Raw genomic sequence first — 15,644 nt, 5'->3', positions numbered from 1 at the left:
TAGAAGGGAAGAGACGTGCATGAAGGACAACCGGAATCGAATGAGTCGGCGTAAAATGCTTGCCGCAATGGGAATGGCTGGAGCTTCGCTTAGCTTACTGGGAACGATCGCGAATGGAGAGCGAAGTTCCGTCACGTCCGCCGTGTACGGTCAAGACGGACCGTCCGCGTGCTGTGGACTGCGCATGATCAGCTCCATCGATCAGCTTCGCGCCGTTACCTCTTCTGTCAGCGGCGAAACCGTGTGGGTAGCCGGTTATTATGAAGATACGCCCGGAACCGGGGGCGGAGCTTTTCGGTCGGACCCGTCCGATACCGTATCGCTCGATAACGGCGGTACCGTCATCGTGTCTTCGGATGGCACGCGCTGGAAGCGGAACAATACGGAGCCCCTTACGCCCGAAATGTTCGGAGCCCGTAATGGAGAACTGTGTCAGTCCGCTTGTCAAGCGGCGCTGATGGCAGCCTCGGTGTCCGCCAGCCGCTCGTTGCGGTTTTCTGACGGATTCGTGTACCGAGTGACCAGTCTGTACGTCCCTCTAGGTGTCCGGAAAGTGTACGGTTCTGGGGAAATCCGGGCGGAATCGGTCGTCGACCAACTGTTATATACGAAAGGCCCGGTATTTGGCGGTACGGCCGGTTTTCGATGCGACTTTTTCGATTTGAACATAAATTGCGCCGGTAAAGCCCGACAGGGCCTCCTGCTCAACGGCGTATCGGATTCGTCCATATCCGCGTGCACGATTTATGGTCTTGCCGTATCGGGTGGAAACGGAATACGCGTTGCGACAGACTGCAGCCGAATCGACATCCAAGACAATACGATTCGGATGAGCCGGGATATTCCGGTCGGCACCTATGTCACCTTAAACGGCATCCTAATAACGGCGGAGATCGCATCTGATTACGGCGGGATCGATGCCGGAGGTTTGCCCGTCTACGCAACTGTTACGACGACGGATATTCGTTGCTGCGGCAACCGGATTTATGACGGAACGCACGGCATTCACGTCAGAGGCTTGCTGCGAGGTGAAATCAGCGGCAATACGGTGATCGGTTCCTCTCATCGCAACATCAACCTGAGTCCGGCATGCAGGCAAATTAATATTTACGGCAATCAACTGCATGACGCACGATCCAGCGGCGTCAATATCGCATGGGGATGCGAGCGCATTGTTGTAGAAGGGAACGTCATCTCCTCTTACGTTTCTTCAGCGGAAAATACCGATGATGCCGCGATTCAAGCCTACAAAGACGGAACAGGCATTACGATTGCGAATAATAATATCTCCGGCGACTGGAAATACGGCGTTTTCCTGTCCCAGGTTAAACATTTCACAATTACGGGCAACACTTTTATTGACGGAGGCTCGCTGGCCAATATCGGCATCGAAACAGATTTTGCTGTAGCACCTCCGCCTTTGGCGATCTATTCCAAAAGCCGCAGCGCAGTGGCCGCGGCCAGCGGAACGTACGCCGGGTCCATTACCGGTAATGTTCATGGAGGGACTGCAGCCGCAATCTCCATAGCAGCCTTTGGCGACAAAACACTAAAAGAAATAACGATATCCGGGGAAACCGTAAGGGGCACGGCAAGGTCACACGTGCTGTACGTGTATGCCGATTCGGCAGCGCTTATTCCTCGCTCGATCGATATAAGCGGAATCGGAGGCTCTGTACCGTCCGGCAGCGGCTATTATTCCAATATAGGTCGCTCGGCCTTCGGGCGAGTGGCGGATGCGGCAGGTTTGGAGGACGGAACCGGCGAAGTCGTCATTATGGGTCCGACTCCTTCGGTGTTGCGCGGTCCGAATTTGGCGATTGGGGAAGCGGTTGCGATTACGGATTTTCTGGACGGCGGCAGCGGGCAGCGAATCTCGGTTCGCTTGTATGTTGGGGCTAGCTTGGTGAACAACGACAGCAAAATCCGCTTAAAGGGAGGCGTCAATGTAACAGGGGATTCGACGGCAGGGAGAAAAATCATTACCCTCGTCAGACGTGCGGACATTTGGTTCGAAGAGTCCCGTAACTTTTGATACCTGTACGAATGGACCGTCCGCGTTCTCGAATGGAGTAAACGCGAAGTCATAAGTTCCGAGTCGAATGATGAAATTAAGCCGCTCAAACGCTGGCCTTCGAAGCAGTCTTTCAGGCGGGTTCCGTTTCTAAACGGGACCCGCTTTACTAATGGAACGCATTATGGTCGTGTGCCGGGTGTAATATTTAAAGATTAGTCTGCCCCCATGAGCGTCCGCTGAATCGAAATCAGTTGCAATTCCGAGTCCGATTGTTTATTATGGATATCACAGGTCCACAATAGGATGGATAGGGGGAAGGAGGTCCGAAACATGCAGTACTCGAAAAGCACCGATTACGCCTTGCACGCCCTGCTTCATCTGGGTCACCCGGAACGTCATGCCAATGTCGGAATCAAGGAATTGTCCGCGACACTCGGCGTATCGGAAAGCTATCTATCCAAAATTATGTCCAAGCTGAGACAGGATGGCATCGTACGCGCAGTACCGGGAGTGAACGGCGGATACGAGCTTGCGCGGCCGGCCGGCCGGATTACGTTTCTCGATGTGATTCAAGTGATGGAAGGCAGAGAGCAGCTGTTCGAATGTTCGAATTCGAAATCGCAGCAGCATCAGTTGCTAGCCGATGACGGGGCGGACGAGCCGGTTCGGGAACGCCGGGGCAACGGCGAATGTTTGGTGGAGAAGGTCATGCTGGGAGCGCAGCAGCATCTGCACCAATACTTGCAGGAGCATACGATTCAGTCGCTATTGGATGAGGCGTTCAAGAGACATTTCAACTTGGAAGGAAACAAGAAGTGATCACGGTCAAGAAGTGATGCGCTTCTTGCAATTTAATTATGGATATTGTAGATCCATGGAGGTGTCTAATGGTGAAAAAAGCAGAACTTCTTGACGTAGCGATTATTGGCGGAGGACCAGCCGGGTTGAGCGCGTCCCTCGTGCTGGGGAGAGCGAGAAAACGGGTGGCCGTGTTCGACGACAGTCGTCCCCGCAATGCCGTGACCCGCGAAACTCACGGGTTTCTTACCCGCGACGGGGTGAGTCCGGGCGAATTTCGGCGATTGGCGAAGGAAGAGATCGGCGCCTATCCCTCCGTATCTTTCGCGGCGGATATGGTTGTGTCGGTTACGGGAACGGACGGCCATTTTCAAATTGCGACTGCGGAAGGAAACCCCTATACAAGCAAAAAGCTGCTGTTTGCAATCGGAATGAAGGATCGTCCGCTGGATATCCCTGGGCTGGCGGACATTTACGGGAAAAGCGCTTTCGTCTGCCCGTACTGCGACGGCTGGGAGTTAAGGGACGAGCCGCTTGTTGTCATTAACAAGGGAGCTGAGCTTATGCATTTCGCTCCGTTGATATCCGGATGGACGAACCGGTTTACGATTTGCACGAACGGCCCCGATCAATTGACGAATGAACAGTGCGAGGAGCTTCGGCGGCACCAGGTCCCCTTGTTCGATTCGCCGATCCGGCATATCGATTCCAGCGACGGTATCGTACGACAAGTTAATCTTGAAGACGGGACGGCGATTCCGTGCAGAGGAATCTTTTTTAAACCGGATCTGGTTGCTGGATCGGACTTGCCGCGGGCGATCGGGTGCCGCATGACTGAAACGGGTACAGTTGCGGTTGACGAGATGGGGAGAACGAGCGTTCCGGGTGTCTACGGCGCCGGAGATGCGGTATCCCGCATGCATCAGGCGATAGCCGCCGCCGCTATGGGCGCAGCTGCCGCCGGGGCGATGAACAACGAGCTGAACACGGAGGCTTGGCGGCGTAACGGATGAATAGGTTGCACATCGCAGATTTTAATTTTGGCATAGGAGAGAGGGACGGATATGAACGACTTCTACCAGGAAGCGATATGGGAAAAAGCATGGAAGGACCGCGGGGATACTGTCATAACAAGGATGAAAAAGGCGGGGATCGAACCGGCCCGGGCGTTTGATCAGAAGGCGAAGTCTTTCAACGAGCAATCGTTTGACGCGGAGGGAAGAAAGCGGACCGCCAGAATTATCGGCTGGCTTGAAGGGCAAGGGGTTCGTTTCGAAAATGTCCCGGTGCTGGACATAGGCGCCGCTTCGGGCGTGTTTACAGTACCGTTTGCGGAGCGGGGGGCCCGGGTAACCGCCGTCGAGTCATCGCTTCCACTGGTCGAGCTGCTGAAAGAAAATATCGCCGGTTTCCCCAAAGATCAGGTGCGGATCGTACCCGAGCCGTTCGAAGAGATTCACGTGCAGGCGAGAGGCTGGAGCGATGCATTCGATCTCGTTTTTGTCTCGATGTGTCCGGTCCTCCACGATTGGGAAAGCGTGGAAAAGGTGCTTCAATGCGCGCGAAAGTTTTGTTACATCAGCATGCCGGCGGGTTCCACCGAGCATAGTCTGGTGAATGAAATCTGGCCGCTGATCACCGGCAAGCCTTTTGGGGCGAAGTATACGGAGCTGGGGTATTTGCTGCATCTGCTCTATCTCAAAGGTTATGCCTATGAGTCGCTGATTACACGGGAAACGAAAACGACGGAAGTCCCCGCAGAAGCGGCGCTGCAGGAAATAATGAATCTGCTTCGCAGTCACGGCGTGCCTGCCGACGAGCAGAACCGGAAAACGGCGGCCGACTATTTGGAGCGCACGTATCCGTCCGGCCAAGTGACCGTGCGTCAGAGCGGCCGTTACGGCAAAGTGCTGATTCGCTTGCAGGATTTGCATATGTATGGCTGAAGCTGAAGGACAGCTGCTGATATCGGGCGAGTGACTTCTCCCAAAAACAGGAGTTTCAAAAGGGGGTAGCGAAATGATACTCATCGAGAATGTACCGTTTCAACCATTGGGAAGGTGATCGAATGAGTGGAATTCGCAACAAAAGCAATATCGCCCTCATAGGTATGCCGGCATGCGGGAAAAGTACAATTGGCGTCATTGTTGCAGAAGCGCTGAATAGGCCTTTTATCGACACGGATTCGATTATTCAAGAGATTAACGGGAAGCCGTTATGGCGGCTCCTTGAAGACGAAGGCAGGGAACAATTCTTGATGTTAGAATCGGACGCGGTTTGTTCCCTGTCGTGTGCAAACTCCGTCATTGCGACCGGAGGAAGCGTCGTTTACTCCGAGAAGGCAATGGAATTTTTAAAATCGATAGCAGATATCGTATTTATGGAAATTTCCTACCCGGCTGTTGCGAAACGACTTGCCCATCTGGACATCCAGAAACGCGGAGTCGTCATGCATAACGAAAAAAAGTTGCTGGAGCTGTACGAGGAGAGAGATCGGTTGTACCGCAAGTATGCGGACTACACGGTCGCCGCGGATGAACGAACCGTGGAGGAACTGGCAGCACGATTAATTGATGTTATTCGCAAGTCGACAGCAGAAGAGTGATCGAATGCCAAAAACCTGCGGTTCCGCCTAAGCGGTCTCGCAGGTTTTTGCGTTGCCTTCCTGATTCAATTGCAGTTACGGCGTGTAGGTGCGCATATAGTCAAAGCGCAGCCAGATGTTCTGAGACGACGGATGCTTGTTGCCGGTGACGACGAACTTCACTTTATGAAGTCCGGGCGTCAGCGTACCAGTATCCCAAATCTGCGACTGGGTCACGCCGGTGCCGGCTCGGTAGTAGTCGTACGTCATCACATATTGATCATCCAAATAAACGTCGACCAAGCCGCCGTTCGAGGCGAGCGTGCCGTACACGATCGCCCGGTTGCCGTAAAATTCGGTTTCGAAATAAGCGCCGGCTTCCCGCCCGATCCGCTCTGTTCCTCCGTAGTAGCTGGAGCTGGAATTGGCCGTTATGTTGCCATAATACGTGATAAGCGGATTGGTATCGTCAATGAGCGTGGACGTCGTCGCCACGATGTCGATGGCCGCGGAAGCTGCGGACACGATGCCGATGTCCGAGACGGCATAGACGACATAGCGGTCCTGCGCCAGATTCGTCGTGTCCAGCGTAGCCGGAACGTTGGCTTGCGCCGCTACCTTGACGCCGTACTTGTTCAGTCCGGTCCGCTGCGTCGCTTGATCGATTTTCGCCCAAGTGGCTTGCGTCGAACTTGGAACCAAATAAAGCGTGCCGTTGTCCGAACTCGTCGCCGTCAGGCCGGTGCCCGCTTGCAGGCTGGCGGCGGATACGCCGCTGACGACCGGCGCCGAATGACCCGGATCAATCATGTGCAGTGCGTCCACAGAGACGTGGTCGTTGGTGGCCGGACTGATCCGCTGGCCTTTTACGACGATTTTCATCGTGTGAATGCCCGGTGTAAGAACGCCGGTGTCGTACAGTGTTTGTTTGGAGATCAAGGTCGGATTGTACAAATTCACCGTCTCCTGAAAGACATCGTCCATATACACGTCGGCAAGTCCATACGCCGCATTGCGCGAGCCGATCCAGGTCGCCCGGGAGCCGTAGAACGGAATTTCCGCATAACTGCCGGCGATACGGTTGAGCACCATCGTACCTCCATGATAGCTGGAGGAGGAGTACGATGTCCAAGTTCCATGATACGTAAACAGGCTGTTGGTATGGTCGATATAACCCGACATGACCGGAAGCAGCGTGACGGCATAGCTGTTCGTGCTTACATTGTGGCCTTCGTCGATCGCATATACCCGGTAGCGGCCGTATTCGAGTCCGAGCGTCGACAGTTCTGTCGATACGTTCTCGGCGGCGTTCGCCTGCTTGCCGGCACCGCTTGTAACCGCCCCGCGGATCGCCTCTGCCGTGGCGGGCGTCGTCTCCGGCACGATGTACAGCGCGGCCGGTTCATCCGCTTGGGCGTAAACCGACGAACCGACGGTAAGCAACGCCGGGCCGGTCAGGCTAACGGTCGGCGGGACGATATCCACAAACGGATAATACACGTTTGCCGTCACAGTGTTCGTTTGGCTCTCGATCTGCGCAAGCGGAGACAATGCGGAGCCTTTCGCCGGGTGGCTGACCGCCAGACGGCGCTGACCGGGTCCGACGCCATACAGCTGGAATTGCCCGTACACGTCGGTCGTTGCCGTCAAGGACGTGCCCGGAATCGTGACAATGGCGCCCGCGACCGGAATCGTCCGCTGCTCGTACACGACGCCCGTCACCGTAAACGGCAAAGCGTCAGGCTCGTAAGCGCGGAAGACGTCGACGGCATACGCGCTGGCCGAGCCGCCCTTCGCATTTTGCAGCGTGACGGCGTTGGCGCCTGCTGCAAGTGCCAGAGGCACGGTCAGCGTGCTGGTTGCGGACAAGCTGCCCGAGGTGATCGTCGAGCTGCCGTCGATCGCCGCCGCTGTCACGGAAGCGCTCGCGGACGAGCTGCCGACACCCGCTTCATACCGGTAGCGGTCCGGACGGAAGGCCGGGACGAGCGGTGCGGTGTCCAGCGACAATCCGGCCAAATCTGTCCCGTCGTACAGCTTGACCATTCCAAGCGCCTCGCGATAGCCGCCAGCGATAACGCGCACAAGCTTCGATCCCGGCTCGTCAAAAGCGGACGGAGCAAGCGTCAGGCTGCCTGCCGATAACGTGTACTGACCCGGCGTCAGCAGCGTATCGCCAACGTATACACCGTCCACTTCGCTGCGCCAGGCGGGCGAATCCGCAAACGTAAAGGTTACGGCATCGCCGATCCGCAGCGGGGTGCCGGGAGCCGTTAATGCCGGCGGCTGCAGTCTGCTTTCCTGCAGCTTAAGCTGGCGGACGCCCATCTTGTAATTGGTCGAGCTGGCATGCTTGCCGGTATTCGTAAACGTAATCGTATGCGTGCCCTCGGTAAGATAGCGGGTGCCCAGCAGTTCGAACGTGCTGATCGCCGCGCCGGTGGAAGCGTAAAACTCGTACGAGCCGAGCGGGCTGCCGTCTACGGCCACATCGTACTGTCCGTAGCTGCGCGCGACGAACGGGGTGAATCGGATGTCGTACGTATCGCTTTTCGCCGCGTCAAAGGCGAACGTAATCGATTCGCCAGGAGTATTCGCCTCCAGCTGGACCGTATCCGAGCCGGCTACATACAGCGTCGGCACCGTTTGCGACGTGATCGGCAAGTTGTTGAACGAGAACGTTTCGGAACCGCTCGACTGGGACACGAGCGTGATCCGGTCGGTATACGTGCGGCCGTTCCAGTCGACGACGGCGGTAATATCCGCTATGCCGCTTCCGACGGCGGACACCGTTCCGTCCGAGCCGACGGCAAATACCGATTCGTCGCTGCTCTTGTAACGAACCTCATGGAAGACGCCGCCGAACGGACTGCCGCTGCGGGTTGTGCCGGCAATGGCAAGCTGCACCGGTTCGCCGGGCAAGTAGTAGGTTTTGTCCGAAGTCAGCGTAACGGCCGATACCGGATCAGCCTCATAACCCGCAACCGTATCGATCTGGAACGTATGCGTACCCGTCCAGCTTGCATGAGGGATGAACAGCTGGCGCGAGCTGCCGTCGCCCGCAATCGTAAAGCCGGGATCGTGCTCTTCGAACACGATCGTCGAGCCGCCGGAGCCTGTCGTCACTTCGCGAATCAGGAACGACTCGGTCGATTGGTCGGGATGCTTCACCACGACGTACTTGCCGGACAGGGAAGCGGCAACGCCGGCCGGAATGACGGTTGACGTCACGAGGCCGTCGAAGCCGTCGCCCGCCGCCTTGCGCTTCGTCGCGGTGATCGCGCCCTGTACGGTTCCGTCACCATTTACGGTAATCGAGCCTTTCGTCAGCGCAGTGCCGCCGACGACAACCATTTGTGTCACCTGCTGATCGATCATCCGGATGAAGCTGGTTTTCCCTTTCATCACGATATCGTCGAATACGATTGGCGTATCCGGAGAGCCGGTGTTGCTGATGATAATGTCGGTCACGTTGTCGTAGGTCACTTGTACGGCAACGGCGCCGTTCGGCGCGGAATCCAGCTGCAGCCGGTCGACGGTCCGGATTTTCGGCGCCGCCGAAGCCGCATAAGGCTCCATCGCCGTAATAAAGGTGCTTTGCAGCTGAGTGCCGTCACGGCGCAGTACGAGCTTCGGCATGTCGTACTTGACAGCTTCGTCGTTCGTATCGAGCGCCTTGCCCGACAGACGGGTGGAGCGAATCGACGGGGAGCGGGCCAAATACAGCTCGTTGCTGCCGTCGTCGAGCACGCCGATGATGTTCATCCGCGCCTTATCCGTACCGTTCTCCGACGTTTGCAGCGTAACCCGGAACGTGTCGGCGTTTTCCGGCAATACGGCTTTTTCGACATCGTTTATCGAGATATAACCGTAGTAATGGCCTTGAGCGCTGCCGCTCTCATTGAAGCCGGTTGGCTCGACTACGGTAACGCCAGGCGGCAGCAGATAGTCACCGTAAGGTTCGAGCTCCAGATCGGTGACGAACAACGCATCGCGGTTCGCATCGCCGTTCAGCGTATATTCGTGGCGGGTGCCGCCCTCTACGCGGAACAGGTCGAGCAAGTAGCCTTCGCCGTTCGGCGCGCCGGGGAACGTAATATGCCACGGCTCGCGGCGGTACTCGGACGCGGCGTTATAACCCGCGCTTTGCTCGGCGCGTACAACCTGTGCGTCGCCCAGCGGCGCGAACAGCTCGATATTGCCCCCGTTCCGCGAATTGTTATTGATCGCCATATTCGAGCTGTTGACGACGACGGTATTGTGTCCGATGGTCGATAACGTAAAATAGCGGTCTTTCGTGTACGTATAGCCCAAGTCCGGCAATAACTCCTGACCGAGCGCATAATAGTTTAGGTTCAACGGATCGTAATGATTGTGCCCGTACTTCGGCACAAATTGCAGCCATGCTTGCGTCTGGCCGGCGCCGCTTCCCGACGCGGTACGGGCGATTTTGGTCGTTGGCATCAGGAAGGAGCCTTCGCCCGTTATCGGCTTGGCCGATTTTTCGTTGGCCCACGTATCCATTACCGGCAGCACGTGGCCGTTCGGATAGACGAGCAGGTCGTTGTTGCGCAGCGCCTTGTCGATAATCGGGTAATCGTCGGCCATGTTTAATTGATCGAAACGGCGTCCCGTGCGCGGCGACAAATAACCGTCCGGATCGCTGTGGCCGTTCAAGGCGTCGACCGCCCGGTCCAGACCGTCGATCGACTGCTTGTGGTACGACACGGTAACCTCTTTCCAGAAGCCGTCGGATAAAAACTCCATCTCGGTGTAAGCCTGCATCCATTCGAACGCCATATGCAAATAGTCCGGTTCGTTCAGCGCTTTGCCCGCATCGATCAGACCGAGCCATTGCGTGTAGTTCATATTGCCAAGCGCCTTCGGAAAACTGAGCACGAAATCGATCGACGGGATGAACAGCTCGTCCAGCAAACGCTGCTCCAGATCATAGCCGTGGATCGAGCTAAGCTGCGCCAGCGCATCCGTTTTCCGGACATTGCCGAACGCGACGCTGACCGGGCTCAGGCTGCTCAGATCGGATACGGACCATCTGCCCCACAAACCGCCCCAGTAGTTGAACGGAGGGCCCGACGTCAGGTTGATCGGGTAGTTTTCCCATATATAGTCGGTCGTCGGCACATATTGATCGAACGCTTGCAGGAGCGCGTTCAGCACGTGCGCAGCGCCCATCGGGTCGGTTTTGGACAGCTGCTGGAGCTGGCCGAGGACGTACGCTTTCTGCAAATACCAGAGGTGAGCCGTTAAGAAGTACCGTTTGCCGCTGCTGTCCTCATAATACGGGTAGGTAACGGTACCGCCGCTGCGGGTGGACACGGTAATCGAACCGGTTTCCGGATAGGAGGGGTTCGGATAGACGGTCGACGTTTTGGTCGAGATCAAGCTTTTTTTATCGGCAGACAAGGTGTATAACGCGTCAGGGTGCAGTTCGGGCATTTCCGGCAATCCGGTAAAGCGGAAGCCGTTGCTCGGCGGGATGAGGTCGATCAAATCGAGCACTTGTTGGGAAGGGGGGGCATAGGTGACAGACTGCACCGTCGGTGTCGGATACAAGTCCAGCTGGGCTTGGATGCCGGCGCGAATGATGCTGTCCCGGTCGGTGACGATGTGGGAGAGCTTGCCGCCGCCCGGCTGGCCCGGTTCGTAACGGTGCAGGCGCAACTGGTACTGGCCGAAAGCGTCGGTGTCGGGATGGTCGAATACGAGTGTATCGCGTCCGCCGGCGTAGCTGTGCGAGTCGATCGCCAGCGGCTTCCAGCTTCCGGCCGGGCCCTTCCATTCGAGCTGCAGCTCGCTGAGCGACGAGTCGATGCGGTCGAAGGAAAGACGTTTGCGCGTCGGCGATACATAATCCAGTTGGACGCCGCTTCCTTGCTCCGCTGTGCCGGCCGGCACTTGACCGAAGTACAGCGAGCCGAAGCGTCCTTCGTCGACGAGGTTGGCTTTGACTGTTTTCGTGCCGCCCTGGTCGATGAAATTGGACGTCTCGAGCGGCGCCCATGCGGCTAACGGCGACGTTCCGAGGTGGTAGATATGGACGATGTTCAAGCGCCACTCCTCGCCGCCGGCCGGCATGGAGGAGGCAAGCGAGCTCCAGGGCACAGCAATCTCGACTACGGTGCGCGTAGCCGTATCGTTAACCGAGGATGTGGCATTGCCAACCGTAAAACGCTGAGGAGTCGTCTTTGACAGCTGGCGTCCCATGTTCCAGTCGGTTACCGTGATGGGGGTGGTCGGTGTAATCGGCACAGGCAGCACATAGTGCGCTTCACCGTCCGAGCCTTTGGCAAGGACAATTTCGAGCCTTTCTGTAATCGCTTTCACAACTTTGTCGAACGATCCCCCGATGTACAGATAGTTAGCGTCGTAGGAGACGGCAAACGAGCTGTCCGAGGCCGACGGCTTCTGTTCGAATACGGTGGAAAAATCGTTAATCGGAAACGAGTCCCATTCTCCCGGCGATAATGATCCGTCTATCGCGGGAGCGCCGCCGTACGGCACGACGAGCCATTTGTGCGAATAAGACGAGATGGGCGCAGAGCCGCTGCCGTCTGCGGATGCCGGCGACGGGCTGTACAGGGCAAGCGGCCAGAGCATAAGGAAAGCCAGAGCGATCAAACTGCCTTTGCGTGTCACATGCGTTCCTCCTTCATTAGAGTCGTAGATAAAGCTGCTGTCGATACATCCGGCTGGATCGGCTGCTTCATTTGCGGATTTGCTGTGCGATCACCTCGCTAGTATAAGATTTATATAAACTACTAATAAATTACAAAATGTATGCGCTTTTACAAAAAGCCGGAACAAGTTCGAACGGTCCGGTTCAAGCGGCATAACGTCCGGCCGAAGGCGGCAGCAATTTATTAGAAGCCCATATACCAAGCCGAAGACAGGGGGCAGGGCGCTTCGCCGGAAGTCCGGCGCGCTGTGGAGAAACGGGTCGATACTGTAGAAAGCTGGTTGGGGCGTCAACTAATGTTTAAGTGATTTTTATTTACTTAAAAATAGCAGAAAAAACTAGAGCTGTATAGGTACTAGTTTAGTATTTGATGATATTCCGATGCCGTTATGCTACAATGATGCCCATAGCTAGTGTCATTCGTAATGAGGTGTGGGACGATGCGAGGCAGAACATCCAACGAACAATTCCGCATACAGCTGGAAAATATGGTTCAGACGTTACGAAGCGAAATTACCGGAGGGCACTACCAGGTCGGCGACTTTTTGCCCTCCGAGAAAATGCTCGCTTCGCGGTTTCAGTTTGGTAATATCTCGGTGCGCAAAGGGCTGGAGCTGCTCGTCGAGGAAGGGCTCATCGAAAAGATTCCGAAGGTCGGCAATCGCGTGAAGTCGGTTCATTCCCGGCGGGTAACGCTTCGGCTCGCGTGCATTCACGTCACCTGGCGAAATTGCGACCTGCAGCGGCTGCTCGACATGTTCCAGCAGAAATATCCATGGATCACCGTAGAGGTGACGGAGTATCCCGCAGGCAATGCTCTGCCCAAGACCGATATCTTCGTGATCGGCGAGCTGCATTTCAGACAAATCGTGGAGAAGGAACTTCTCCGTTATTTCAAGCCGCTGACTCCTAACGAAGACGTGCATCCGCTGTTGACGAAACAATTTGTGCATGACGGTCAGCTCTTTTTCAAGCCGGTCGTTTACTCGCCAATTGTCCTAATGTACAACAAAGCTCATTTTCGCGAATCCGGATTGGCGGAGCCGGATGGAAGCTGGACGTGGGACGATCTCATCCGCGCAGGCGAGAAATTATCCGAGGTGGAAGGCCGTTACGGATTTTGCTTTCATGTACCGGACATTAACCGCTGGCCTATGTTTTTGCTGCAAAGCGGAGAACGGTTCGAGTGGGAAGGTACACGGCTCAAATCGATTAAAGGAACCGGGCTGCTCGAAAGCATCAAGCTGATGAAACAGCTTATGCAAAACAAGAAGCTGTTCCCGTCCTTTTTATCCGAAAGCAACCAGGATTTCGTCAAGCCGTTTTTGGAAGGCCGCTTGTCTATGACTTTGGTCAGTTATATGGGTCTGAATCTGTTCGTTCAATCGGACGTTGATCTGGACATCGCTCCCGTTCCTTACATCCATGAGCCGTGTTCACTGATCATCTCGTCGGCGGTCGGCATCAACGCCGCTTCCCCGCATATGGAGGAAGCCGGGCTGTTCGTTGATTTTCTGACGGGGGAGCTGGGGCAGAAGACGATTCAGCAGCATACGACGAGCATACCGGGGCTGCGTTCGCTGTCGCCGACCGATGCGGGCAGCGCGGTGCGGCGTCCGGCCCGGTACGGGTTATACCGGGAGATGATGTTCTCTCTCCGAACGCATATGGATTTGAATTTGAACAGCCGGGAGCTGGCGCTCGTGTTCCGGCAGTTAAAGCAGTACTTCGCCAACATGATCAACGAGGACGAATTATGCGAGGAGATCGCCCGCGTATTGTCGAGAGAATGACGTTTTCTTTTCCCGGACGAGGCTCCATAGAAAAAGGTGCGGTCAGATTCCGGTATTATACGGATCAAAAGGCTCAACTCCACATCATCGGGTGGGGTTGGGCTTTTTTTTGCCGCGAATTCGTCCAGGTGCGCATACCATCAGAATCAGATTTTGAAAGAAGCCCTGACCATGCCGGTTTGCCGGGAGCGGCCATGCATGCTCTGGTTTTTATTTAAACGAAATTATTGGGTTCGTAGTTTTTTTATAATCGTTGACACAGTCTTAAATCCAGTGATATAACGATCTTGTGTAGTTTTTAAATTAGTGATTATAAAAATTACAACAAAAAAAGATTGCGATTATGGAAACCAGAACGGGGGCGGAGGTTGGAGGTGCAGTTTTGAAAGCGTTTCAATTAGCGGGTATTTTTCGAACTGAAAACAAAAAGCGGAGGTCGTGTTCACATGAACAGGAAATTGCATTTGGCAGTTGCGTCTCTTTCGATTGCGGCTATGCTGGCCGGTTGCTCGTCTTCGAATAACCCGGAGCCGAGGGAAGCGGCAAAACCGGTGGAACCGGAACCGAGCGGTCCGGCAGAAATCAACTTGGTCACGCCTGACGCTACGATAACCGCCGAATATTTGGAGGGATTGCGGAAGAAGTTTCCGAACTATACGATCAACCACATCGACCAATCGCAAAAAGGCAAGACGATTGAAGATCTCATCACGACAGGCGTCCCGATCGATATCGTCGGCCGGGCAGGCACCGGGTTCTACAGCGATGTCGTGAATATGAAGCTTGAAGTGGACATGAGCCCTTATATTAAAGAGTACAACATCAACTTGAACGAATTCGAGCCGCAGCTGATCCAGTACATCCGGACTATTTCGAACGGCGGCATGTACGGGATTCCCGGCGGATCGGCGATCAACCACTTGCTGTTTTACAACAAATCGATATTCGACAAGTTCGGGGTGCCTTATTTGAAGGACGGCATGACGTGGACCGAAGTGATGGAGGTGGCCGCCAAGCTGACAAGAACCGAGAGCGGAGTGAATTACTACGGCTTTACCGGACATCTCGGCGTTATGACGTCCTGGAATCAGCTCGGCATCTCGCTCGTCGATCCGAAAACGAATAAACCGACGATCAATACGGATGAACGCTGGAAATCGTATTTCCAGACCGTCTACGGCAATCCGGCGCTGAATGAAGCGTACCGCAGAGACAACCGGGCGTTTTCCGGCAGCACGACCAGACTGATCGAAGGCAAAACGGGGATTTTGCTGTTTAATGCCGGTATCGCCCTCGTCACGAAGGAAATGCAGGAGGAGACGATCAACTGGGATATGGTGTCGCTGCCGTCGTTCAAAGAAGCTCCGAATACGGGGAGCCCGATGAACTCGACGATCTGGGGATTGACGAAGCAGACGCGCAACAAAAAAGCGGCGATGGAAGTGCTCTCCTATCTGGTATCGGACGAAAACTTGCTGCCGCTCGCGAAGAAAGGGTACCTCGTTCCCAAAATCACCGAGCCGTTCATCAAAAACTTCGCGTCCGAAGCAAAACCGGCGGGGAAAAACTGGAAAGCGGTCATCTACAACAAGTACGCACCGTTCCCGATTACGAATAAGAGCGATGCAGCCATCTCGGCGATTCATACCAAATATATCGAGTCGATCATCAAGGGCACTACCGATATGAATACCGCGCTTCGCATGGCGGAGGAAGAAGCTCAGAAAGTGATCGATGCGAACTCAAGGTGAGGCA

General features: G+C 55.5%; 8 protein-coding genes. 7 read left to right on the top strand and 1 reads right to left on the bottom strand.

All coding sequences use genetic code 11. The features are described 5' to 3' along the window. Positions 1 to 19 precede the first annotated feature (19 nt). The 5 genes from IDH45_RS22270 to IDH45_RS22250 all read left to right on the top strand — a co-directional run bounded on the left by IDH45_RS22270 (position 20) and on the right by IDH45_RS22250 (position 5,420). On the top strand, positions 20 to 2,035 hold the full coding sequence (locus IDH45_RS22270; RefSeq protein WP_190930340.1) for a right-handed parallel beta-helix repeat-containing protein: 2,016 nt from the start codon (positions 20 to 22) through the stop codon (positions 2,033 to 2,035). Positions 2,036 to 2,347: 312 nt separating this feature from the next. Beyond that, positions 2,348 to 2,836, top strand: coding sequence for an RrF2 family transcriptional regulator (locus tag IDH45_RS22265; protein WP_190930339.1), 489 nt, complete (start codon positions 2,348 to 2,350; stop codon positions 2,834 to 2,836). Between the two features lie 68 nt (positions 2,837 to 2,904). Beyond that, positions 2,905 to 3,828, top strand: a complete 924-nt coding sequence (locus IDH45_RS22260) for an NAD(P)/FAD-dependent oxidoreductase (RefSeq protein ID WP_190930338.1) — start codon at positions 2,905 to 2,907, stop codon at positions 3,826 to 3,828. A gap of 51 nt (positions 3,829 to 3,879) precedes the next feature. Continuing rightward, on the top strand, positions 3,880 to 4,761 hold the full coding sequence (locus tag IDH45_RS22255; protein WP_190930337.1) for a class I SAM-dependent methyltransferase: 882 nt from the start codon (positions 3,880 to 3,882) through the stop codon (positions 4,759 to 4,761). 122 nt (positions 4,762 to 4,883) lie between these two features. Further along, positions 4,884 to 5,420: a shikimate kinase gene (locus IDH45_RS22250; protein WP_190930336.1), complete on the top strand. Its 537-nt coding sequence runs from the start codon at positions 4,884 to 4,886 to the stop codon at positions 5,418 to 5,420. 75 nt (positions 5,421 to 5,495) lie between these two features. Here IDH45_RS22250 and IDH45_RS22245 read toward each other — a convergent pair whose 3' ends face one another. Beyond that, positions 5,496 to 12,056 (bottom strand): hemoblobin-interacting domain-containing protein, encoded by a 6,561-nt coding sequence (locus tag IDH45_RS22245; protein ID WP_190930335.1) that lies wholly within the window; start codon positions 12,054 to 12,056, stop codon positions 5,496 to 5,498. Positions 12,057 to 12,536: 480 nt separating this feature from the next. Between IDH45_RS22245 and IDH45_RS22240 the strand changes: the two genes are divergently transcribed. After that, positions 12,537 to 13,889, top strand: coding sequence for an extracellular solute-binding protein (locus IDH45_RS22240; RefSeq protein WP_190930334.1), 1,353 nt, complete (start codon positions 12,537 to 12,539; stop codon positions 13,887 to 13,889). A gap of 446 nt (positions 13,890 to 14,335) precedes the next feature. Beyond that, a complete protein-coding gene (locus IDH45_RS22235) occupies positions 14,336 to 15,640 on the top strand; it encodes an ABC transporter substrate-binding protein (protein ID WP_190930333.1) in 1,305 nt (434 codons plus the stop codon). The last annotated feature ends 4 nt before the right edge of the window (positions 15,641 to 15,644 follow it).

Origin of the sequence: Paenibacillus oceani, from assembly GCF_014705615.1 — a bacterium.
In the GTDB taxonomy this organism is placed as follows: domain Bacteria; phylum Bacillota; class Bacilli; order Paenibacillales; family NBRC-103111; genus Paenibacillus_AB; species Paenibacillus_AB oceani.
This window is presented reverse-complemented; position numbering and strand designations above follow the sequence as displayed.

Bases quoted from the DNA above. Each gene is read 5' to 3' on its own strand.
- IDH45_RS22270 (WP_190930340.1), top strand. From the start codon at position 20: ATGAAGGACAACCGGAATCGAATGAGTCGGCGTAAAATGCTTGCCGCA.
- IDH45_RS22265 (WP_190930339.1), top strand. From the start codon at position 2,348: ATGCAGTACTCGAAAAGCACCGATTACGCCTTGCACGCCCTGCTTCAT.
- IDH45_RS22260 (WP_190930338.1), top strand. From the start codon at position 2,905: ATGGTGAAAAAAGCAGAACTTCTTGACGTAGCGATTATTGGCGGAGGA.
- IDH45_RS22255 (WP_190930337.1), top strand. From the start codon at position 3,880: ATGAACGACTTCTACCAGGAAGCGATATGGGAAAAAGCATGGAAGGAC.
- IDH45_RS22250 (WP_190930336.1), top strand. From the start codon at position 4,884: ATGAGTGGAATTCGCAACAAAAGCAATATCGCCCTCATAGGTATGCCG.
- IDH45_RS22240 (WP_190930334.1), top strand. From the start codon at position 12,537: ATGCGAGGCAGAACATCCAACGAACAATTCCGCATACAGCTGGAAAAT.
- IDH45_RS22235 (WP_190930333.1), top strand. From the start codon at position 14,336: ATGAACAGGAAATTGCATTTGGCAGTTGCGTCTCTTTCGATTGCGGCT.